The sequence below is a fragment of the Variovorax paradoxus genome (assembly GCF_009498455.1).
Classification (GTDB): Bacteria; Pseudomonadota; Gammaproteobacteria; order Burkholderiales; family Burkholderiaceae_C; genus Variovorax; species Variovorax paradoxus_H.
In genome coordinates, this window is sequence record NZ_CP045644.1 from 6,120,053 (window position 1) to 6,141,497 (window position 21,445).

Below are 21,445 nucleotides of genomic sequence, written 5' to 3' on the forward strand. Positions count from 1 at the left end.
TCACCCAACGGGGGAGGGAGAAAATCAAATCACCGCCGCATCAGCTCGGGCGATGCGAGCAGGAAGGTGTTCCACTCCGGCGGGTTCTTCGCCTGCGCGAGCGCCTGCTGCGTGTCGGTGCTCAGGCCGGGCTGCAGCGCACGCACGGCGCGCGACTCGGCCAGCGGGGGAAACGGCGGCTTCTCGAGCGGGGCCTTGTCGTCGGTGCGGAACAGCACGGCGCCGCTCATGCCGATGGCGCGCGCCACTTCGAACCGCGTGTTCATCTGCCCCGCGCTGGCCCAGGCGGCTTCGTTGAGCGGATAGCCGTCGGGCGTTTCGTGGGCGTACAAGGTCTGCCCCATGCGGTTGATCCAGCCGATCATCGGCGTGCTGTTGAGCACCACGCGCTCATCGTAGGCCAGGCGCACGCCCGCCACCACGTAGTGCACGGGATCGCGGAACTTGCGGCCCAGCGAGGCCGCGAACTCGCGCGATTCGAACAGCGTCTGCAGCGTGGCGGCGATGTCGCCGTCGCTGCGCGTGAAGGTGGCGGCCATGCGATCGACCAGCGCGGGCGGCGGCTCGTCGGCCACGAAATAGACGGCGAGCTTGCGCGAGATGAAGCGTGCCGTGGCCGGCGCGCGCGCGAGGCGGTCGAGCGCCTCGTCGGTCTCGGCCAGGCCGCGCGCCTGGATCGGCTGGCCCAGGAAGGTCTTGGGACCGTAGTCGTGCCGGTTCGGGTGGAATTCGAAGAGGCCTTGGCGCACGTAGTCGGCGCGCACGGCCGCACGCACCGCGGGCGGTGGCACATCGGGCGGCTGCACGCTGACGCCCACGCCGGTCAGCACGCGCGCCAGCTCCTGCACGTCGGCCTGCGTGTAGCCGCCGCCCACGCCAAGCGTGTGCAGCTCCATGAGTTCGCGTGCGTAGTTCTCGTTGATCCGGTTCGCGGCGTTCTGTGCGTTGTCGAGGTAGCGCAGCATCGCCGGATGCCGCGCGGTGGCGCCCAGCAGGTCGCGGAACTTGCCGAGCGCGTGCGGGCGGATCGCGTTCTCCTCGTAGTCGCCGACCATCGCGCGCACCAGGTCCTTGCGGATGCTGACGTTGAAGTGGTTCATCCAGAACCAGGTCATCTGCTCCTGCAGCTGATTGGGCGCGTACAGCGCGCGCAGCAGAAAGCGCTGCTGCGCCTCGCGTGCGAGCGTGTTGAGTTCCTGCTGGTAGGCCGCAAGCGCAGCCGTCTTTTCTGCGTCATCGGTCAGCGCGACGGCGGCCTTGCGCCGCGCGTCGAGCGCGAAGACGAGCTGGTCGAGCGGCGTGCGCGAAATCGCCATGGCGTCGATCTGCGCCTGCGCCGCCGCGGGCAGCGGGCGCGGCGCGGGGCGCAGCTGGCGCCCCATCCAGCGCGGCAGGCCGTCGCGCGCCAGTTCGGCCTGGCTGCTGGCGTTGGCGCCCCAGCTCACGCGATCGAGCCAGCGCAGCTGCGCGGCGGGCGTGTCGGCCGCATGGCCCAGCGCGGTGAGTGGCGGGCCCTCGGGGCGCAGCAGGCCGATGGAACAGGCGGTGAGCGACAGCACGGCGGCCAGCGCCACGGCGATCGCGCGCGAACGGTGCAGCTTCGGGAACAACGGCATGCGGCTCATCATGAACCGATCAACCGCCGCGCGATGTAGGCGGTTGACCGACCTCGGCCGTGCGCAGGTAAAGCTGAGGGTCAGCTTCGTTTCAAGGCGAAACGAGCGCGTCTGTCAGGCTGTCGCGACGCGGCTGGGTTCCGCGCCCGCGATCTGCCGCAGCGCGCGCTCGAACACCTCGACCGGTTGGCCGCCGGAGATCAGGTGCTGGTCGTTGATGATGATCGCGGGCACCGAGTGGATGCCGGCATCGGTGTACATGCGCTCGCGCTCGCGGGTCTCGGCCGCGAACTCATCGCCGGCCAAAATCTCGCGGGCCCGCGCCGCATCGAGCCCTGCCTCGGTCGCCGCACGCACCAGCACCTCGGGGTCCGAGGGGTTCTGGCTGTCGGTGAAGTAGGCCTTCAGCAGCAGCTTCTTCAGCGTCACCTGCTTGGCCGGGTCTTCCAGCTCGGCCCAGTGCAGCAGCCGGTGGGCGTTGAAGGTGTTGTACACGCGGGGCCGGCCGCCGGGGCTGAACTCGAAGCCGACGGCCGCGCCGCGCTGGCGGATCGCCTCGCGGGCCTGCGCCTGCTGTTCCTGCGAGGAGCCGTACTTCTGGTTCAGGTGCTCGAAGGTGTCCTGGCCTTCGGGCGGCATCTGCGGGTTCAGCTCGAAGGGCTGGAAGTGCAGCTCGGCCGACACCTCCGGCGCCACCCGTTTCAGGGCAGCCTCGAGTGCGCCAAGGCCCACGGCGCACCAGGGGCAGGAGACATCGGAAACGAAATCGATCTTGAGATGGGCGGTCATGGCGCCATTCTTCATGGCGCCACAACCCCTTTGTGCGCGCGGGGTCTTCAGCTCAGGCCACCGCCTTGCGGCGTTCGCGGTCCGTGCGGGCGCTGGCCATCGTCTCTTCGCGCAGGCGGTCGTACTCGGCCTTGTCGACGGGCACGGCGTTCGGGTCGCCCAGGTCGCGCATGTGGATGCGGTAGGTCTCGCGGGCGCTCATGGCGGCCAGCGCGGCCAGCACGGTCACTGCGAAGGTGATGGCGCCGACCGTGAACCACACGTTGGTCGAGCCCGGAGGCGCCACGGCGGCGAACAGCGCGGGCAGCAGCGCGGTGAAGGTGGTGCCAATGTTCTGCGAGATGGCCATGGCCGACACGCGGTTGCGGGTGCGGAACAGCTCGGGGTAGAAGCTCGGGAAGGTCGCGTTGTAGCCTTGGTACACGATGCCCCACATCAAGAGCGACATGCAGATGGCCAGCGGCACGTTCTTGATGCTGATGGCATACAGGTACACGAAGGACAGCAGGCCCGAGGCCAGAGCGCCCACGATGATCGGCGGCTTGCGGCCGATGCGGTCCGACAGGTTGCCTACGAACGGGATCACCAGCACGGCCAGGATGTTGCCCAGCACCGGAATCCACAGGTACACGTCTTTCTGGAAGCCGATGCCGTAGGCGGCCTGCACCGCGTAGGCCGCGCCGAACACGGTGGCGACCACCGGAATCACGTTCATCAGCGCCATGCAGACCACGCGCAGCATGTCGGCCCAGCTGTCGGTGAAGGCCTGGACGATGGGCGACTTCGCCACTTCGCCCTTCTTGTCGACCTCGGCGAAGGCCGGCGTTTCGTCGACCTCGCGGCGGATGATGTAGCCGGCCACGATCACGAGGAAGCTCAACAAAAACGGAATGCGCCAGCCCCACGAGTTGAAGGCTTCTTCGGGCATGTAGTGCGCGAGCGGCAGGAACACGGCGGCCGCCAGAATCTGGCCGGCCTGCACGCCCTGCAGGGTGAAGCTCGCGAAGAAGCCGCGGCGTCCGAACGGCGCGTGCTCCAGGATCATCGAACTCGCGCCCGAGATCTCGCCGGCCACCGCAAAGCCCTGCACCAGGCGCAGCAGCACCAGCAGCGCGGGGGCCAGCAGGCCGACCTGGTCGTAGGTCGGCAGCAGGCCCACGGCCACGGTCGAAAAACCCATCAGGAACATGCACAGCACCAGCACCTGCTTGCGCCCGTGCGTGTCGCCCCAGTGGCCGAGCACGAAGGCGCCGATGGGGCGCGCCACATAGCCCACGCCGTAGGTCGCCAGCGACGCAATGATGGCCGTGGTCGGATCGCCCTTGGGAAAGAAGATCTGCGGAAAGATCAGCGCCGCGGCGGTCGCGTAAATGAAGAAGTCGTAGTACTCCAGCGCCGAGCCGATCCAGCCGCTGGCGGCGGCTTTCTTCGACTGGTGCCTGCCTTGCGGCTCTTTGGCGGATGTGTTGGCCATGGGTTGTCTCCAGGGGTGTGACTAAGGTGACGGATGCGAGGGGGAAAAATCAGTCTTGTGGCTGCTGTGGCTGCTGCTGCTGTGCTTGCGACGCCATGCGCGCGGGTGCGTTGAGCGCGCCGTAGGCGTCGTAGCCGCCCATGCGCTGCGCGACCTCGAAGAACAGGCCGCCTTCGAAACTCTCGGTGTAGATGTGCAGGTAGTCGCCGGCCGCCGAACGGTCGAACAGCACGCCCGCTTCGCGCATGCGCGCCAGCAGCTCGGGCGCCACGTCGATGCGCGTGGCGAGGTCGTCGTAGTAGTTGTCCGAGATCGGCACGAAGCGCGTGGCGTTGGAGCGCAGCCGGGCCACGGTGTCGAAGATGTCGTCGCAGTCGAGCGCGATGTGGTGCACCGCGCCGCCGCCGGTCACGCTCAGCGTGCGTGCGGTGCGCGTGCGCTGGCTCAGCGACACGTTCAGCACCAGGCGCAGGCTGCGGTCGGCATTGGCCACGCCGCGGCTGCGAATCAAGCCGAAGGGGTCGGCCAGCTCCAGGCTCTCGCCGGGCTCCAGGCCGAGCACGGCGCGCGTGAACAGCACCCAGGTGTCGAGCTGATCGAGCGCCAGGCCCAGCGCGACGTGGTCGATGCGCGTGAGGCCGGCATCGCGGTCGTCGGGCCCCGCGTCTTCGAGGATGAAGTCGGCCTCGTACAGCCCGTTGGCGCCCAGTGCCTCGGGCACGAAATGGATCAGGTTGCCGCCCGGCGCCACGATGGCCGGCACGCGCAGTTCGTTGGGCCCGACCGGGCTGTCGTGGCGCAGCGAGCGCATGGCGGTCGCGCGGCCGACGGCGGCGAGCGGGTCGGCGCAGCGCACGCCCAGCGCGCACACCGAGGTGCCGTGCGCCTCGAAACGGCGGCGCGCAAACGAATCGGGCTGCGCGTTGACGATGAAGTGGATGCCGCCCTGGCGGTACAGCGTGACGGCCTTGGAGCGGTGGCGGCCGACACGGCGGCAGCCCAGCTGCCCGAGCAGCGCGCCGAGCGCGACGGCCGAGGCCTCGTCGGCCGCGAACTCGATGAACGACAGGCCAGAAAGCACCGGCGCGGGTGGCGGGTTGAACAGCTCCACGCGCTGCGGCTGCACGGGCGCATCGCTGGCAGCGAGCCGCTCGCGCGTTTCGCTTTCGAGGTATAGCAGCGAGCGCATCGCATCGACCGCTGTGCGGCGGTTCGGCGTCTCGCGGAAGATGTCGTTGAAGATTTCGAGCGACAGCGGCCCCGTGTAGCCCGCGCGCAGCACCTGCTCGAAGAAGCCGGTCACGTCGAAGTCGCCCTGCCCCGGGAACGAGCGGTGGTGGCGCGCCCACTGCAGCACGTCCATTGACAGCAGCGGCGCATCGGCCATCTGCACGAAGAAGATTTTTTCGCCCGGAATGGCGGCGATGCCCGCGGGGTCGTCCTTCAGCGACAGCGTGTGGAAGCTATCGAGGATCAGCCCGAGATGCGGGTGGTCGGCGCGCTGCACGATGTCCCAGGCCTGGGCGTAGCGCGAGGTGTGGCGGCCCCAGGCCAGCGCCTCGAAGCCCACGCGCAGGTTGCGGCGCGCGGCGCGCTCGGCCAGTTCGTGCAGCTGGGCGGCGGCACGCGCCGGGTCGTTCACCGACAGCGGCGAGGTGTTGGAGCAGCACAGCACCATCGGTGCGCCCATGGCTTCCATGAGGTCGAACTTGCGTTCGGCGCGCTCCAGGCTGCGCTGGAACTGCGCCTGCGGCATGCCTTCGAAATCGCGGAACGGCTGGTACAGGTCGATCGCCAGGCCCAGGTCGGACGCGATGCGGCGCAGTTCGGCGGCGGTGCCGCGGAAGTTGACGAAATCGGCTTCGAACAGCTCGATGCCGTCGAAGCCCGCCGCCGCAATGGCTTCGAGCTTCTGACGGAGGGTGCCGCTGAGCGAGACGGTGGCAATGGCGCGGTGCATGGGATGGACTGTAGAAAGAGCCCGGGCGCGCCACAACGCAAATCAGCCCCTTCTGATCGATGATCGCACGCTGCCGATCATCATTCGCACGAAATAGGGGTTACACCTAGCCCACACGAGGGTGCGGGCCGGGTGTTTTTTCAGAGGCTGCGCCAGTAATCGATCAGCATCTGCGCGAACTCGACCGGCCGCTCCACCGCACTCAGGTGCGCGGCGTCGATGGTCGCCAGCCGCGCGCCCGGAATCTGCGCCACCATGGCCTCGGACATGGCCATCGGCGTGGCCTCGTCCTGCAGCCCGCCGATCACCAGCGTGGGCGTGGCGAAGCGGCGGTTGCTGTCGCGGAAGTCGATGGCGGCGACGGCGTTGCAGCTCTCGATGTAGCCCTGCGCGTCGGTGCGCACCAGCGTGTCGTGCAAGGTGCGCGCCGCCAGTGCGCCTTCGGGCGTGCCGGCATAGGCCGGCGTGAGCCAGCGCGCCACGGCACCGGGTGCGATGGCGGCCACGCCCTTGGCGGCCACGGTCTCCGCGCGCAGGCGCCACGGCGCCTGGTCGGGGTAGTGGGCGGCCGAATTGGCGATGACCACGGACTTCAGCAACCCGGGATGCCGCACCGCCAGCGCCTGCGCGGTCATGCCGCCCATCGACAGGCCGACGAAGTGCACGGGCTCGCCGCCCGTCTCGCGCGCGATCAGGTCGGCCGCGTCCTGCGCCAGCGTTTCCACGCGCAGCACGCCCGGCACCACCTCGGAGCCGCCGTGGTTGCGGTGGTCGTAGCGGATCACGGTGTGGGCGCGCGCGAGTTGCGCGGCCACGCCGTCCCACATGTGCAGGTCGCAGCCGAGCGCGTGGCTGAGCACGACGAAGGGGCCTTCGCCTTCGCGCACGACGTTCAGGCGGGGGGTGGAAGTGGTCATGGGGTGGAGTCCTTCTTTGGGGAGGATGGAGAAGCAGGTTGCGGGAGACGTGGCAGCCACAGGAATGCAATGGCCAGCAGCACGACGCCGGCCATCAGCATCGGCACGACCATCGGCCAGGCGCCGTACGAAAAACTGGTGTCGACGAACAGCGCGGCGACCTGCCCCACGCAGAACGCGACCATCATCATGCCGAAACCGGACCACGACACGGCCCGCCCCGCCAGGTGCGGCAGGTCGCCCACGGCGCCGGCCTGCCCGCAGGGCTGGTGAATGCCGTGGCCGAGGCAGTACACGGCGTGGCCCGCCAGCAGCGGCACGGCGCTGTGCGGCATCAGCCAGCAGCCCAGCGCCTGGATGACGGCGCCCGTGATGCTCAGTACGGCACCGAGCCGCACGGTGCGCATCGGCCCGAAGCGGCGCAGCAGGCTGCGGCACATCGTGGTGCTGAAGATGTAGACCAGCGAACCACCGGCCGGAATCCAGCCGTACCACGCAGGCGACCAGCCGAGGTAGCCGATGTAGACCATCGGCGAGAGCAGCAGGAAGCAGAACAGCCCGCCATAGGTGGTCGCCGCCACCGAGGCCCAGGCGCGGAACGAGCGGCTCGCGAACACAGCGCGCGTGCTGCCGCGCGGTGCGGACGATTCGCCCGTCATCGGTCGGCGCGTTTCATCGAACGAACGCCAGCACAGTGCGAACAGCGCCAGCGAATAGACCGCCATCGCGACCATCACCCAGCGCCAGCCTGCACCTTGCACCAGCCAGGCGCCCAACAGCGGCGCCACCAGCCCGACCATGCCCAGGCCCGTGAGGCCGCGTGCCATGACGTGCGGGCCCTCGTGCGCCGGATACAGGTCGCGCACCGCGGCGCGTGAGCACACGAGAATGGCCGCCATCGAAAAGCCCTGCAGCGTGCGCCAGCCCGCAAGCACCGCCACGCTGCCCGCAAAGGCACCGCCGAAAGCCGCGACCACATAGCAGGCCAGCCCCGCCAGCAGCACCGGCCGGCGGCCGAAGCGATCGGCCAGCGGACCGCACAGCAACTGCGCAAAGCCGAAGGCCAGCACGAACAGCGTGAGGCTGGTGCTGGCCGAGCCCAGTTCCCTCGCGATGGCGGGGAGCGCGGGCAGATAGCTGTCGGTGGCGACCGGTTGCGCGGCCAGCAGCAGCGGCAGCAGCAAGGTGAAACTGACGTCGAACCGGCCCTTCTTCGGGGCGACCGGCGCGTTCACTGCGCCGCGGGCGGAGCGGACGAAGCGAGCGTTGCGGGCAGCAGGCCCTTCTCGCGCAGGATGTTCGTGGCGATGCCGAACGCGTGGTTGGCCACCGGCACGCCGCAGTAGATGGCGGCCATCATGATCACTTCCTTGATCTCGTCGGGCGTGAGGCGCGACTCGGGCGGGCCGTCGAGCGCGGCGCGCACGTGCATCGCGAATTCTTCGTAGGCATGGATGCCCAGCATCATCGACAGCACCATGAAGCGGCGCGTCTTGTCGCCCAGCGCGGGGCGGCCCCAGATGTCGTTCCACGCATGGCGCGTGATGAGTTCCTGGAACTCGGCGTTGAAGCCGTTGCGGTTGGCGAGCGACTTGTCGACCCAGGCGTCGCCGAGCACGCGGCGGCGGTTGACGAGCCCGTCTTCGTAGGGGTTGCTCGGGGTGTCGTCGGGGGCGGTCATTGCGAGAGTTCCTTGTCGGATGAGAGTTGGGCTTGCAGGGCTTTCACCTCTGCCACAGCGGTTTGCCCCGCGTTCACGGCGAGCGCGGGGTCGAACCATTCGTCGGCCGCATCACGCGGCAGCTCGGCACGCAGCCGGTCGATGTTGGCGCGCATGCGCGCCGCATCGACCTGCAGGCCGGGCAAGGCGCCGGCCATGGCGCGCACGCTGCCGTGCGCCGACATCAAGAGCTGCGGCCACTCGGCCAGCTCGGCCTGCCAGGCGCCAAGCGCGCGTTCGTGCTGTTGCGGCATGGCGCCGAGCAAGGCGGCCACGCGCTGCGGCGCGCGGTGCGCGGCGGCAATGGCGACCATCGAGGCCACGGGGTTGCGCTTGTGCGGCATCGCCGACGAGCCGCCGCGCCCAGGTTCGCTGGGCTCGGCGACCTCGGCCACTTCGTGCTGGCCGAGCAGCGAAATGTCGACCGCGACCTTGCCCAGGCTGCCCGTCATCAGGCCGAGTTCGCAACCGAGCGCGACCCATTCGTCGCGCTGCGTGTGCCACGTCGCACCGGGGTCGCCCAGGCCGAGTTCCTTGGCCATGCGCTGGCGCACCGCGGCGCCCTGCCCCTTCATCTGCGCCAGCGTGCCGACGGCGCCGCCGAGCTGCAACTGCAGCGCGTGCTTCGCGGCGGCGCGCAGGCGCATGCGGCTGCGCACCAGCGGCGCGGCCCAGCCGGCGCACTTGAAGCCGAAGCTGGTGACCGAGGCCGGCTGCATCAGCGTGCGCGCGAGCATCGGCGTCTCGGCGTGCTGCACGGCCAGGCGCAGCAACGCGTCGGCGGCCTTGGCGAGATCGGTCTCGACGAGCGCGACGGCCTCCCGCGTGACCAGCGCCATCGCACTGTCGATCACGTCCTGGCTGGTGCTGCCGAAGTGCACGAAGGGCGCGGCCTCGGCGTTGAACAGGCCCACGGCCTCGCGCAGCGCCTTCACCAGCGGGATGGCGACGCTGCCCGCGCGTCCGCTCTCGCGCACGATCTTGGCCACGTCGAACAGCTCGACCTTGCAGCTGCCGACGATCGAATGCGCCGCGCTTTCGGGAATCACCCCCTCGGCCGCCTGCGCACGCGCGAGCGCAGCTTCGAAGCGCAGCATGGCGTCGACGAAGGCGCGGTCGCTGAAGGCGCCCAGCGTTTCGGAGGTGGAAAGGAAGCCTTCAAAAATGCTCATGCGTGTTCCGGTGTTTTCAGTATTTCAGTTGCGCGACGGCGCGCAGTTCTTCGGGCGAGGCGGTGCCGAAGCCGAAGAACTCGAGGTAGGCCGGGATCATTTCGAACAGCATGTCGGTGCCGACCTGCACCTGGCAGCCCTTGGCCTTGGCAGCCTGGAGCAGCGGCGTGTATTCGGTCTTCATGACGACCTCGCCGACGAAGGTGCCGGGGGCGATGCGGTCCACGTCGAACGGCAGCGGGTCGGTGTCCTTCATGCCCAGCGGCGTGGCGTTGACGACGATGTCGAAGCCGGCCGGGTCTTTCGATCCCGTGGCGACCTTCATCTGCGGGTAGTGCTCGCGCAGCCGCGCGGCCAGTGCCTGCGCGGAGGCGTCGCTCATGTCGAACAGCATCAGCTCGGCCGCGCCGGCCGCCGCAATCGACGCCGCAATGGCCGACCCGACACCGCCCGTGCCCGACACCATCACGCGCGTGCCCTTGAACAGGCGCCCCTTGCGCTCCACGCCGCGCACGAAGCCCGCGCCGTCGAACTGGTCGCCCAGCAAGCTGCCGTCGGGCCGCTTGAGCACGGCGTTGCAGGCACCCGCGACGCGCGCGGTGGGCGTGACCTCGTCGACCAGCGACATCGTCGTCACCTTGTGCGGCATCGTGACCAATGCGCCGCGCAGGTTCGAGAACCTGAAGATCTGCGCGAGCGACACCGCGTAGTCCTCGGGCTTCACGCCCATGGGCACCACCACCGCGTCGATGCCCTGCTTGTCGAACCAGGGGTTGTAGATCATCGGCGCCTTGAAGGCCTCGGTGGGATAGCCGATGTGGGCGATGAGCGTGGTCTTGCCGGAGATCATGAGAGTCGTCTTGTTGAGGAAGGTGCGGGCTCAGGCCACGCTCGGAGACTGGTAACGCAACGGTGTTGCGATCTCGGCGTGCATCGCCGGCGGGTAGATGAGCTCGCGCAGAAAGTCGGCGTCGGCCTGCATCGCATCCGCCGCGTCGAGGTGGCCGAAGTAGCGGAAGTAGTGCGGCATCTGCTGCACCAGCATCTCGAAGCCGGCCTGCGCATTGAGCCCGCGCGCACGCGCCGCACGCACCAGCGGGGTGGGCTGGTTGCGCAGCAAGATGTCGAACAGCGCCGCATGCGGTTCCATGCGCGCCACGTCGAGCGGCAGCGCGTCGTCTTCGGCCAGGCCGAGTGGCGTGGCGTTGATGACGAGGTCGTAGCCCTCGGGCGCGTTGCTGTCGACCGCGACCACGGTCGCGTCGAAGAAGGCGTCGAGCTTGGCGGCCACGCCCGCGGCTTTGCCGGAGGCGGTGTCGAAGAAAGCGATGTGCTCCGCGCCGTTCACCGTGCCGCCTTCGGCCAGCGCCACGCCGATGGCCGCGGCGCTCACGCCCGCGCCGAGGATCAGCACGCGCTTGCCGCGGAACGGCACATTGCAGCGGTCGAGCGCGCCGATCAGGCCTTCGCCGTCGAACAGGTCGCCTTCGAGCTGGTCGCCCTCGGTGCGGCGCACCACGTTGACCGAACCCGCCACGCGGCCGAACAAACCGCAGCCGTCGAGCAGGTCGACCACGCGCGGTTTGTGCGGCGGCGCAATCACCATGCCGCGCACGTTGCGCGCCAGGAAGGCCGACTTCAAGAACACCGCGAAGTCGCGCACCGGCACCTGCATGGGCACCAGCACAGCGTCGATGCCGTGGCGCGCGAAGGCGGCGTTGAACATGCGCGGCAGCCGCACATTGCGCACCGGGTCGCCGGGGATGAGGTAAACCTGGGTGCTGCCAGTGATGAAAGGGCTCATGGGCGTGCTTCCGTTCGTCAATCGCTCGTTTCGGGGCGGATCAGCGGGCTTTATAGACCCTTCGCGAAGGACGTGCTGGCACATGAGCCGTCAAACGCTCGATCATCGATCTTTATAGTTCGTCAATCGATCAAATTACGGGTTTTCACTTAGCAACCCGCAAGCCGTTACCACGCCGGACCGGGGCACACTTCCGCCCATGACCCCCACCAGCCCCGACGACTCGACGCCGCCCGCCGGCCTGGACAAGCGCGACTGGATCGCCGGGCTGGAGCGCGGCGTGAGCATCATCGAGGCCTTCGACGACGCCAACCCGCGCCTCACCGCCAGCCAGGCCGGCCAGCGCACGAACATGACGCGCACCGCCGCGCGGCGCTACCTGCTCACCCTGCAGCACATGGGCTACGTGGCGAGCGACGGCAAGCTCTTCTGGCTCACGCCGCGCGTGCTGCGCCTGGGGCAGTCGTACCTCGAATCGGCCCGCTTGCCGCGCGTGGTGCAGCCCTTTCTTCAACGCGTCGCGGCGGGCACCAACGAGATCGCCTACCTCAGCGTGATGGACGGCGACGAGGTCGTCTACATCGCGCGCAACGGCCCCAACCGCAGCATGAGCACCGGCTACGTGCTCGGCGCGCGCGTGCCGGCGCAGGTGACGGCCTCGGGCATGTTGATGCTGGCGCTGCGCAGCGACGCCGAGCTGAACGAGTGGCTGGCGATGCGGCAACTGACGGTGTTCACGTCGCACACCATCGCGAGCATGGAACGCATGAAGCTCGAGCTGGCGCGCATCCGTACGCAGGGCTGGGCGCTGTCGGAGCAACAGCTCGACCTGAACTCGCGCGGCATCGCCGTGCCGCTGCGCGACCGCCACGGCACGCTGGTGGGCGCGCTCAACATCACGATGCCGATGGGGCACGAGAGTTCGGAAGACGCGGTGGCGCGCGTGCTGCCGGTGCTGCGCGAGACGGCGCAGGCGATGCGCAATCTGATCTGACGAACTGACAGCATTCCGACAGCATCCGACCGGCAGGATGCGGGCTTCCAACCAAAAAACACTGGAGACAAGCCATGTTCGACCGCTTTCCGACCGATACCCACACCCGCCGCCACTGGCTCCAAGCCGGCGGCGCCCTCACCCTCGGCGGCCTGCTGCCTTCAATGGCCTCGGCGCAGGACGCCTGGCCCAGCAAATCGGTCCGCTTCGTCGTGCCCTTCGCACCCGGCGGCAGCTCCGAAATCGTCGCGCGCTCCACGGCCGCCGAGCTGTCGCGCACGCTGGGCCAGAGCGTGTTCGTCGACAACAAGCCCGGCGCGGCCGGCAACATCGCGATGAGCGAAGTCGCGCGCGCCACCGACCAGCACACGCTGATCCTCGGCCACATCGGCACGCTCGCGGTCAACCCGTACATCTTCGCCAAGCTGCCCTACGACGCGAACAAGGACTTCAAGCCCGTGAGCCTGCTGGCCAAGGTGCCCAGCCTGTACGTGGTGCACCCCGACGTGCCGGCGAAGAACCTCAAGGAATTCATCGCGTACGCCAAGAGCAAGCCGGGCAAGCTGAGCTACGGCTCGGCCGGCAACGGCAGCGCCGGCCACCTGGCCTTCGAGTACCTGAAGATGACCGCCGAGGTCTTCATGCTGCACGTGCCCTACCGCGGCACCGGCCCGATGGTGACCGACCTGCTCTCGGGCCGGCTCGACGCTTCGGCCATCGGCGCGGCAGCGATCATTCCGTTCATCAAGTCCGGCAAGGTGCGCTGCATCGCGACCGGCTCGGCCAAGCGCCTGGCGCAGCTGCCCGACGTGCCGACCGTGGCCGAGCAAGGCTTCCCCGGCTTCGAGATGACGCAGTGGTACGGCATGCTCGCGCCCGCCAGCATCACGCCCGCGCAGATGGCCAAGCTCTCCGCCGAGACGATGAAGGCCGTGAAGTCGCCCGACTCGATGCAGCGGCTCACGGCCGATGCGGCCGAGGCCGTGGGCGGCACCCCGGAGCAGTTCGCGCAGTTCATCACTGCCGAGCAGAACCGGTGGCAGAAGGTGATCGCAAGGGCAAACATCAAGCCGGATTGATTGACTGGCACGACGAAGAACAAACTTCGTCCAGCACAGCCGCAGGTCGTAGTTCGCGTCGTCGTAGCCCGTGTTGGTGTACTCCGGCACCCAGAACTTCTTGGGGTCGTGGTTGTCTTCGTGATACCGGCAGTTGCGCCTCCAGGCCTTGTCGCCTATCTGGAGCGGCCGGGTTCGGCTCCTTCGCACCTTCGGGCATGACTGCCGCATCGACCTGCTCGGGCGATGAAATTCGCCAGCCCCTTGACGCGTGTCGCGGGGGTCACCGCGCGACGGGTGGCGTCTTCCGAGAAGGCCCGACTGCCTGCCCTGGCTGCACAGATCGATCAGGCTGTCATCGGTTCCTGTGGCTCCTTCTCGGCGGGCCGACGGTTCTGGGTCAGGCGTGTCTCGTCCGCGCCCGCATACACACGGCGATAGCGCAAGTAGCCGGCACCCCATGCATACCATTCGCGCCCTTCCGTGAATTCGGGCGCGTACTCGCCCGTGGTCAGGTACAGGTTGACCCATCGCTCCTGGCGGCGCGTCAGCCCGGCCGGCGCTCCACCTCTGGGTGGATCGATCCCCGTGCGTGCCTCGTCCGCCTTTTTCTTGCGGGCTACCAGTTTTTCGAGTTGCGTCTTGAACTCGGCCGCCTCGGGCCCGGTGAGCTTGAACCATGCATGCGAATCGTGCACGCGGTCTTCGAACAGCTTGCTGGTGAGCACCGGCTCGTTCCAGTACGGCTCGATGCGCCCCCACTCGCCGACCCGCTCCGAATCGATGCCGGGCACGTTGTCGACTTCGTGCGGTGTGCCATCCGGGCTGTTGCGGCCGCTGATCCGCTTCTTTTTCTTCAGCCAGGCTTCGAAGTCTTCTACTTCCTTGACGAACTGCTCGTCGGCCGACTTGAGGTCCGCCTGGTCTTCCTTCGAAGCGCGCAAGACGAACGGCATCGTGGCCGCGTGGCCAGCCCAGGACTTGCGCCATTGGATGAACAGCTTGCGCTGCTCTGCCATGACATCGCGCAACGTACCTTCCTTGACCTGGCACACGGCGAGGTAGGCGTTGAAATCACGGATCAGTTCCTTGGCGACCATGAACTGCGCCTTGATGACTGGACGTGCAAGCTCCAGTTTGAGGGGCACGCCCAGCACTCGAGCCTCTTGATACATCATTGCCAGGGAAATGCGCGAGAGCATGTCATCACCCGCTGGATCAATGCCCTTTCCTTGCTCCTTCGGCATGTAGCCCCCCCCAATGTCCGAGTGCATGCCCGGACACACCCATTCCCGACACCTCGTCGGCAACGTATTGCCGACGTGAACGGAATCAGACGGAAAGCTGCGGCGAAACTCGTGCGCGGCCACGATGTGCAGACAATGCACGTCGGCTGGAATGCGCATCGAAGTGTCCGCGTCGGCCCATCCACCATGTCCGTCAGCGAACAGAGACGAGGCCGCCACACCAACCGATGCGACGGTATCGAACAATCCCAAAAAATCGAAGGTCACAGGAAACGAAGCCAGCGTCGGCCCTGTCTGACCGCGGAGTTCAGCATCGATCTCGCACATCGCCAGGAACCAGTTGACGAAGACCCGCGCCTCCGCCGCCCCCCGCGAAAAACCGAATGCACTGACAAAGATGCGCTGCACGCGCCCTGGGTCGATCTTGCTGCACTGCCCGGTCTCGGGGTCGATCATGTGCGGCTTGACCGAATCGTGCAGCTTGTTGAGCATCGCCTCTAGCGTGCGGCGATTCTTGTTCTCGCGTTGACGCCGGTCGGCAGGACTTTTACCTGCCTCCAGCAGTTCCTCGCGTCCGAGGTCGAAAGCCTCGCAAAACTTCAGCACTTCCTCGGAGGAAAACAGTCCTGGTCCATTGCCGCTTCGGGTGAGATAGCGGTAGACGCAGTTGAGAGCCTGCGCCAACGCCCACAGGATGCGGCGCTCGCCGTAGAGCGCCGTGGCATTGCCCAGCAGCGCATCCTTGCCAGTGCCGCTGTCGTTCACCTGCAGGAAGGGCGTTCCCACGCCCGGAACGTACACCTTGAAGAAGTGCTGGTAGTTGTCGGGGTTGGTGGTCCACTGTGCCTCGGGGTCGGCTGGCACCCCAGGCACGCTCTGACCCGGATAAGCGCCGTACAAGCGCGCGACGTTGGAGTACGTTTGGTCCTTCTCCTTGGTGCTGCGGTCGTAGTTGTTTCGCGTACCGTCGAAGAAGAAGCCCATGAAGAGGTTCACGTCGCAGGACTTTCCCGGTTGACCTATAGGCCGAAGCTCGCGTTTGACTTCGTAATTTTCTCGAATCGACTCGCTCTCCGCTCCAAAAAAAATCTCTCGATTCGATGGATCTGAAAATACTACCTCGTCGATCGGCCTTACAAGCTGCGCGGTCATGGCTTGATCTGCATCAGTCGATCAACCTTCTCTTGATTCCAGGCCACCAACTTTTCCAAAGCGGTCTTCCGGTCCTCGAAGAATGCAGGATCTTTTGGTCCTGAAAACGGCTTGAGTTTTTCTCGAAAGGCATAGCTATTTGCTAACCTATTCCAGGTTTTCTCAAGGTACTTTTGAGGATCTTTGCGGAGTTCATCCAGAGATCTTTGGTCAGCTTCCAAAGCTTCTCGCGCCAACTTCATATCCCGCTCCCACAACTCCCGCTGGAAGGCCAGCGAAGGCTTGGGCCATCCCTTGATCTTCCCGGGCCACTCGTCGCCGTTGGGCCGGTACGCGGTTGAAACCACACCCACCGTGCCATCGGGATAGTTGATGAACCACACATCCCCCGCCTTGCCACTCTTGTCGTAGGGCGGCAGATCGACGATGAAGGTCTGGCGCGGCCGATAGTCGCGCGCGTTGTTGTCGTAGCTCTGCAAGATCACTCCGACCTGGATGCCAGGCGCCCAGGTCTTCGGCACGTTGTAGCAACAGATCACGCCTCCTGCGGCAAACGGACCGATCTCTTCGGAAGCGACCACGGTCTGCTTTGGGTCCTTGGGGTCGAACAGCCGGTAGCGGATGTCCTGGTCGGTGTAGTTAACTCCGCTGACCGAGGCCGGAACAGTGTTGGCGTGGCCTAGAGCACAACCGCCAGCGGCCAGTGATGCGAGAAGCACGAACGGAAACAGCCAGTTCCTGCGCAGCCCGGCAACGCGGACTTTTCCGATATTGCCAACCTGGCTTTCGAGAAGACTGCTTTGATTCGAAGGATCAGCATCAATTGCCGCATCTATCGAACCTACGAGTTGCGTTGTCATGGCTTTACTTTCAGAAGTCGATCAACTGTGTCTTGCGAATGCTCCAGCAACCGCATTCGCCATTGGCGTTCGTGAGCAAGAAATTCTGGATCAATCGGACCCGCGAACATTTGAAGCTCCTTCGGATGTCGTTTTTGCTTCAGCTCTTCCAAGTAAAAATCCCATTTTTTCTTGAGAAAATCTGAAGGATTCCGATCGAACTCAGCCGCTGACTCTTTGCTCGCTCTGAGACTCTCCTGCGCCAACCTCATATCCCGCTCCCACAACTCCCGCTGAAAAGCCAAAGAAGGCTTGGGCCATCCCTTGATCTTCCCGGGCCACTCATCGCCGTTGGGCCGATATGCCGTCGAGACCACGCCCACTGTTCCATCTGGATAGTTGATGAACCACACATCTCCCGCCTTGCCACTCTTGTCGTAGGGCGGCAGATCGACGATGAATGTCTGGCGCGGCCGATAGTCGCGCGCGTTGTTGTCGTAGCTCTGCAAGATCACTCCGACCTGGATGCCAGGCGTCCAGGTCTTCGGCACGTTGTAGCAACAGATCACGCCTCCTGCGGCAAACGGACCGATCTCTTCGGAAGCGACCACGGTCTGCTTCGGATCCTTGGGGTCGAACAGCCGGTAGTGGATGTCCTGGTCGGTGTAGTTGACGCCGCTGACCGACGCTGGGACCGTGTCGGCACGGCCGATGGCACATCCTGTCGCAGCCAGGGATGCAAGAAACACGAGGGGAAGAAGGAGCCAGTTCTTGAGAAGCATCTGTTTGTTGTTCCTGCTGCGATGGATGAGCTAAGCCATCAAGGCGCGCAGCGCTTCATGGTCCGGGCGGACGCTGCGGCTGAGTTCGGGCTGCTGCCAAAACACCTCGCACAGTCTCATCCGTTGCGCCACCGTGTCGAACTGCATGGCATTGGCTGCGGCGAGCCCGCATGTCGCAAGCGCGTGCAAGGCCGAGGGCGAATGCTTCGCTTCGTAGGCTGGCGAGAGCTGCAGCAGGTTGGCGACCATCTCGTCCGCTTCGCTGCCGGCAATGAGCGCCGCGCATTGATCACCATCGAGTACCGGTGCGCATGGAGGCAGCGACATGGAAGCGGCCGTTTTTCCGGGTGCAAGGAAAGTGCTCCAGCTCGCGTCGCGCCGGCGGAAATGCCACGTGGTGCCGGGACCGCAGAACGCCATCTGCTGCAACGGTGACAACGCAGCCAACACATCCGGCAGGCGGCGCGTGTCGGGAAAGCGCAGCACGAAATACTGACCGTCGGCATTCACGATGCACCAGGGGCTCAGACGTTCGAACAGCGATTCGAGCGGTTCGACCGAGCGGATGAAGCTGAGCATCGGCAAGCCATTCGTCAGCTGCAGCACACGGTCGAGCAAGGGTCTCTCGACGGCGTCGATGTTCAGCAGCACCGGCGAATGCCGGATCGCCTCGTCCGAAGCGCCGGGCATGTTCTCGTAGAGCGACCGGCAAGAGCCGGAGCCCAGGTGACTCTTGAGCAACTGATGGCATTGCGGAGCGAAGGCGCAATCGATCAAGGCGTAGCGAAATCCCTCAGTACCCGCGGCAAGAGGGCCGTCGTCCGCAAACAGGGCGTCGATCCATCCGGGCGCGTGCTTGTCGATCAGGTTCATCGTGCGTTACTCCACCTGAGTGAAGGCCGGTGCCGACTTGAGCGACTTCAAGAGGCACGCCACGCAGATGCTCTTGGGAAACGCCGGCAGCGGATAGCTCTTCTGCACCGGCCCAGCCAACTTCCGCTGCACCGCGTGATAGGTGATCTTCCCCGGGCACTCGAACGTGATGTCCCCATCCTGCAGCGTGATCGACGCGCCCTGCGCCGTCGCGATGCGGATCTTCTTCTTGGCCGCGAACTCCACCGTCTGGTCCGTGCTCGCGATCTTCAGCGCGTCCTTGGCCTGGATGCGCAGTTCGTCGTGCTGCGCCTGGAAGTCCAGGTCGTCGTTACCTGCGATGACCGACAGGCCCGCTTCGGCATCGGCCTTCTGCGCCCCGGCCAGCACGCCGATGGCCTGTCCGCTGTGCACGCGCAGCACGTCGGCCAGTGCCAGGTTGATGTCGCCACCGCTGGCCAGCGTGGCGGTCTCGCCGCTGACGATCTGCAGCTGCTGACCTGCCACCATCGCCAGGCCGCCGCGTGCGGCCAGCGCGATCACGGCGTCGCTGGTGTGCGGCACCTTGCCTTCGCCGGTGGCGATGGCCTTGTCTGCCGCGTCTGCGTAGGCGGTGTCGAGCGCATCGGCAGCGACCATGCCGCTGGCGGTGCGCTCCATCGCGGCGTAGGGGGCGCGTTCCTTGTCCAGTTGGGACTCGTCGGCCTTGTTGGCTCCGATGTGCCCAGCCAGCTGCACGGTCTCATGGGTCTTGGCGGCATCGCTCAGCGCCTGGCCCAGTTGCTGTACCTGCTTGAGCAGCGCCATGCCGGCGGCGAAGTCGCCGACGGGCTCCAGCCTCTGGCCGCCTGCGCCGTGGTACGTGCTCAGCAGCACGCCCTTGCCGCCGCGCAGGGCGGCGTAGCCGTCGGTGCGCAGCTCCAGCCCCTGGCCGCGGAAGCTGCCCCGGAAGTTGTCGGCCTGGTGGATCAGGTGACCAAGGTTCAGCTGACTGTGGGCGGTGCTGGCGTGCAGCTGCACACGCAGCTGCTGGTTGGAGTCGTCGAACACCAGCTGGCTGAATCCCTCGCCGCCGAACTCCTTGGTCTTGAAGCCGCTCAGGGCGGCCGCATTGCGGTGGCCCTTGTCGTCGGCGCTGGCGCCGTGCCAGGGTGGGGCGTGGCCTGCTGCCAGGTTGGCCTGGGCGCTGGGCGAGGCGTTGCCCGCTTGGGCGAAGACGTCTTCATGGGCTTCACTAGCTCGCGATGCGCCGCCGGGTGTGGGGGCGATGCCGCCGTCGCCGCGTCCGTTGTACAGCGCGCCGACGATGACGGGCTGGTCCACATCGAGGTCGACGAACTTGACCAGCACTTCCTGGCCGATGCGCGGCAGCCACTGCCAGCCCATGCCGGGGCCGGCCTGGCGCTGGGCCACGCGAATCCAGCGGGTGCTGCGGTTGTCGGGGGCGCTGTCATCCGAGCTGTTCTGCCAGTGGAAGCGCACGCGCACGTCGCCGCGGTCGTTGCAGTACAGCTCGTCGGCGCCGTTGGGCGTGGTCTCGCCCGAAGGGCCGACCACGATGGCGCTGTGCACGCCGCTGGCCGTAGGTTTGGCGTGCAGGCGCGCGCCATCGGCCGCAGCCAGTGCGGGGCGCCAGGGACGCGGCACGTGCACGCCCGAGAAGCTGTTGGCGTAGCCCTGTGCTTGCGCGGTGGCGAGGTTCCGGGGCTGCGGCTGGATGCCGTCGATGTCGTTGCCCGCTGCTGCAGACACCAGCCCGAACACATCGGACTCGGCCGTGACTGCCGCGCAAGGACTGTCGAACACCAAGTGTTCCGTCAGCTCGCCCAGCTGCGCCGCAATCGATGCGGCCGTGTCCTTGGGCAGGTTGTTGATGCCCACATGCTCGACGGTGTCCAGCAGCAGCGCAGGCTTGGCCTGCAAGCCCAGCGCGGGTGCATCGTCGATCTCGATGCGCGTGCCTGCGCGCAAGGTGCGCACGGTGCTGTGGCCCAGCATCACGTCGGCGCGGCATTCGGCCGCTTCCATCATCAGGGCGGCGTAGCGCTCCAGCGTGCGGTTGGTGTCCCAACCACGGCTGCGGTCGTTCAGGCCGAGCACGTCGTCGTACTCCAGGCGCGGGGCGTTCTTGCCGCCGACCGGAAAACGCGCCGGCGCGCTGCCTGCGAGCTGGCGCTTGCCGTCGACGTTCCAGGCGCTCAGGTGCACCTGCGCCACCGACTGGCGCATGCGACGCACCAGCGCCTGCACGGCGTCGCTGCGCTCCTGCGAGCTCTTGCGGTGAAAGCGAACAGGCGAGACTGCATCGGCGGGCTGGGTGTCGTTCGACGAAAAGATGACGAGCTTGTGGCCCATCGGGGCCTTCGCGTCTTCCTCGGTGCGCCAGGCCAGGCCCTCTTCGGCCAGCAGGCGCGAGAAGAAGTCGAAGTCGCTCTCTCGATACTGGGTGCAGTACGTGCGCACGGGCGCATCGGCGAGGAAGCCATTCACCTCGGAGGAGAAGGCCCAGCTGCCCGCTTCGGCATACGGCGCCAGCACGCGTTCGATGATGTCGGCCACACTGCGCTGCTGGAAGACCTGGCTGCGGCCCTGCTGGGTGGCCAGCCAGAGCCAGGGAACCAAAGTCAGGCGGTAGCGCGCCAGGCCGCCATCGGAGCCCAGCGATTCGACGGCGCGGATCAATCCGGTGCGCTTTGCGAGCGAGCCATTGGCCAGCACGGTGACCAGCGTCAGCGGCTGATCAATCAGCGAAGACAACGCCAGATCCGCGCGCAGGCTCAGGCACACGATGCGCAGCTCGAACAGCTGCGACACGGCTTCTCGCTGCACCCAGCCTTCCACGCGCAAGGCGTCGATGCTCTCGCGGGCTGCAGATGAAGAAGATGAAGCAGCGCTGGGTGCTTCGAGGCGGTACAGCCGGGCCGTCTGGCTCAGCTCGGCCCACAGGGCGCTGCGATCAAGAGCAAAAGACGAACGCGCGTGCAAAGGCACGCGGCCTTGAATTGACATGTGATTCCCTGAAGCTTCTTGTTCTGCCCCATGCAGGGG

The 21,445-nt window shown here is 66.8% G+C and carries 17 protein-coding genes; 2 read left to right on the forward strand and 15 right to left on the reverse strand.

Annotated elements, in window-relative coordinates:
- Nucleotides 1-29 precede the first annotated feature (29 nt).
- From GFK26_RS28255 to GFK26_RS28300, 10 genes are all read right to left on the reverse strand, one after another.
- A complete protein-coding gene (locus tag GFK26_RS28255) occupies nt 30-1,616 on the reverse strand; it encodes a DUF1800 domain-containing protein (protein WP_153284883.1) in 1,587 nt (528 codons plus the stop codon).
- 114 nt (nt 1,617-1,730) lie between these two features.
- Nucleotides 1,731-2,405 carry a DsbA family oxidoreductase gene (locus GFK26_RS28260; protein WP_153284884.1) on the reverse strand — a complete coding sequence of 225 codons (675 nt, stop codon included), beginning with the start codon at nt 2,403-2,405 and terminating at the stop codon, nt 1,731-1,733.
- Nucleotides 2,406-2,457: 52 nt separating this feature from the next.
- Nucleotides 2,458-3,879 carry an MFS transporter gene (locus GFK26_RS28265; protein ID WP_153284885.1) on the reverse strand — a complete coding sequence of 474 codons (1,422 nt, stop codon included), beginning with the start codon at nt 3,877-3,879 and terminating at the stop codon, nt 2,458-2,460.
- A 49-nt stretch (nt 3,880-3,928) separates the two neighbouring features.
- Nucleotides 3,929-5,839 carry a bifunctional sugar phosphate isomerase/epimerase/4-hydroxyphenylpyruvate dioxygenase family protein gene (locus GFK26_RS28270; RefSeq protein WP_153284886.1) on the reverse strand — a complete coding sequence of 637 codons (1,911 nt, stop codon included), beginning with the start codon at nt 5,837-5,839 and terminating at the stop codon, nt 3,929-3,931.
- Between the two features lie 140 nt (nt 5,840-5,979).
- Nucleotides 5,980-6,756, reverse strand: coding sequence for an alpha/beta fold hydrolase (locus GFK26_RS28275; RefSeq protein WP_153284887.1), 777 nt, complete (start codon nt 6,754-6,756; stop codon nt 5,980-5,982).
- Nucleotides 6,753-7,991 carry a multidrug effflux MFS transporter gene (locus GFK26_RS28280; protein ID WP_153284888.1) on the reverse strand — a complete coding sequence of 413 codons (1,239 nt, stop codon included), beginning with the start codon at nt 7,989-7,991 and terminating at the stop codon, nt 6,753-6,755. The genes GFK26_RS28275 and GFK26_RS28280 overlap by 4 nt, the downstream gene beginning before the upstream one ends.
- Entirely contained in the window at nt 7,988-8,437 is a 450-nt protein-coding gene (locus GFK26_RS28285) for a carboxymuconolactone decarboxylase family protein (RefSeq protein WP_153284889.1), read from the reverse strand. The genes GFK26_RS28280 and GFK26_RS28285 overlap by 4 nt, the downstream gene beginning before the upstream one ends.
- Nucleotides 8,434-9,648, reverse strand: a complete 1,215-nt coding sequence (gene pcaB, locus GFK26_RS28290; protein WP_153284890.1) for a 3-carboxy-cis,cis-muconate cycloisomerase — start codon at nt 9,646-9,648, stop codon at nt 8,434-8,436. Before pcaB ends, GFK26_RS28285 begins: the two co-directional genes overlap by 4 nt.
- Before the next feature lie 16 nt (nt 9,649-9,664).
- Nucleotides 9,665-10,498, reverse strand: coding sequence for a shikimate dehydrogenase family protein (locus GFK26_RS28295; RefSeq protein ID WP_153284891.1), 834 nt, complete (start codon nt 10,496-10,498; stop codon nt 9,665-9,667).
- A gap of 30 nt (nt 10,499-10,528) precedes the next feature.
- Nucleotides 10,529-11,452, reverse strand: coding sequence for a shikimate dehydrogenase family protein (locus GFK26_RS28300; protein WP_153284892.1), 924 nt, complete (start codon nt 11,450-11,452; stop codon nt 10,529-10,531).
- A 199-nt stretch (nt 11,453-11,651) separates the two neighbouring features.
- Between GFK26_RS28300 and GFK26_RS28305 the strand changes: the two genes are divergently transcribed.
- Both GFK26_RS28305 and GFK26_RS28310 read left to right on the forward strand, forming a co-directional pair.
- Complete coding sequence (locus GFK26_RS28305) at nt 11,652-12,446, forward strand: IclR family transcriptional regulator domain-containing protein (protein ID WP_153284893.1); 795 nt, start codon at nt 11,652-11,654, stop codon at nt 12,444-12,446.
- A 74-nt stretch (nt 12,447-12,520) separates the two neighbouring features.
- Nucleotides 12,521-13,525 (forward strand): Bug family tripartite tricarboxylate transporter substrate binding protein, encoded by a 1,005-nt coding sequence (locus GFK26_RS28310; RefSeq protein WP_153284894.1) that lies wholly within the window; start codon nt 12,521-12,523, stop codon nt 13,523-13,525.
- A gap of 326 nt (nt 13,526-13,851) precedes the next feature.
- On the opposite strand, the gene GFK26_RS28315 is transcribed toward GFK26_RS28310, so the two are convergent.
- Genes GFK26_RS28315 through GFK26_RS28335 form a run of 5 tightly spaced genes read right to left on the reverse strand, consistent with a single transcriptional unit; the run spans nt 13,852 to nt 21,406 of the window.
- Nucleotides 13,852-15,903, reverse strand: coding sequence for a T6SS phospholipase effector Tle1-like catalytic domain-containing protein (locus GFK26_RS28315; protein WP_153284895.1), 2,052 nt, complete (start codon nt 15,901-15,903; stop codon nt 13,852-13,854).
- Entirely contained in the window at nt 15,900-16,763 is an 864-nt protein-coding gene (locus GFK26_RS28320) for a DUF3304 domain-containing protein (protein ID WP_153284896.1), read from the reverse strand. Before GFK26_RS28320 ends, GFK26_RS28315 begins: the two co-directional genes overlap by 4 nt.
- Nucleotides 16,760-17,524, reverse strand: a complete 765-nt coding sequence (locus GFK26_RS28325) for a DUF3304 domain-containing protein (protein WP_153284897.1) — start codon at nt 17,522-17,524, stop codon at nt 16,760-16,762. The genes GFK26_RS28320 and GFK26_RS28325 overlap by 4 nt, the downstream gene beginning before the upstream one ends.
- Before the next feature lie 30 nt (nt 17,525-17,554).
- A complete protein-coding gene (locus GFK26_RS28330) occupies nt 17,555-18,397 on the reverse strand; it encodes a DUF4123 domain-containing protein (protein ID WP_153284898.1) in 843 nt (280 codons plus the stop codon).
- 6 nt (nt 18,398-18,403) lie between these two features.
- Entirely contained in the window at nt 18,404-21,406 is a 3,003-nt protein-coding gene (locus GFK26_RS28335; protein WP_153284899.1) for a type VI secretion system Vgr family protein, read from the reverse strand.
- Nucleotides 21,407-21,445 lie beyond the last annotated feature (39 nt).

Coding starts and splice junctions, on each gene's coding strand:
- GFK26_RS28255 (WP_153284883.1), bottom strand. CDS start 1,616: ATGCCGTTGTTCCCGAAGCTGCACCGTTCGCGCGCGATCGCCGTGGCG.
- GFK26_RS28260 (WP_153284884.1), bottom strand. CDS start 2,405: ATGACCGCCCATCTCAAGATCGATTTCGTTTCCGATGTCTCCTGCCCC.
- GFK26_RS28265 (WP_153284885.1), bottom strand. CDS start 3,879: ATGGCCAACACATCCGCCAAAGAGCCGCAAGGCAGGCACCAGTCGAAG.
- GFK26_RS28270 (WP_153284886.1), bottom strand. CDS start 5,839: ATGCACCGCGCCATTGCCACCGTCTCGCTCAGCGGCACCCTCCGTCAG.
- GFK26_RS28275 (WP_153284887.1), bottom strand. CDS start 6,756: ATGACCACTTCCACCCCCCGCCTGAACGTCGTGCGCGAAGGCGAAGGC.
- GFK26_RS28285 (WP_153284889.1), bottom strand. CDS start 8,437: ATGACCGCCCCCGACGACACCCCGAGCAACCCCTACGAAGACGGGCTC.
- pcaB (WP_153284890.1), bottom strand. CDS start 9,648: ATGAGCATTTTTGAAGGCTTCCTTTCCACCTCCGAAACGCTGGGCGCC.
- GFK26_RS28295 (WP_153284891.1), bottom strand. CDS start 10,498: ATGATCTCCGGCAAGACCACGCTCATCGCCCACATCGGCTATCCCACC.
- GFK26_RS28300 (WP_153284892.1), bottom strand. CDS start 11,452: ATGAGCCCTTTCATCACTGGCAGCACCCAGGTTTACCTCATCCCCGGC.
- GFK26_RS28305 (WP_153284893.1), top strand. CDS start 11,652: ATGACCCCCACCAGCCCCGACGACTCGACGCCGCCCGCCGGCCTGGAC.
- GFK26_RS28310 (WP_153284894.1), top strand. CDS start 12,521: ATGTTCGACCGCTTTCCGACCGATACCCACACCCGCCGCCACTGGCTC.
- GFK26_RS28315 (WP_153284895.1), bottom strand. CDS start 15,903: ATGACCGCGCAGCTTGTAAGGCCGATCGACGAGGTAGTATTTTCAGAT.
- GFK26_RS28320 (WP_153284896.1), bottom strand. CDS start 16,763: ATGACAACGCAACTCGTAGGTTCGATAGATGCGGCAATTGATGCTGAT.
- GFK26_RS28325 (WP_153284897.1), bottom strand. CDS start 17,524: ATGCTTCTCAAGAACTGGCTCCTTCTTCCCCTCGTGTTTCTTGCATCC.
- GFK26_RS28330 (WP_153284898.1), bottom strand. CDS start 18,397: ATGAACCTGATCGACAAGCACGCGCCCGGATGGATCGACGCCCTGTTT.
- GFK26_RS28335 (WP_153284899.1), bottom strand. CDS start 21,406: ATGTCAATTCAAGGCCGCGTGCCTTTGCACGCGCGTTCGTCTTTTGCT.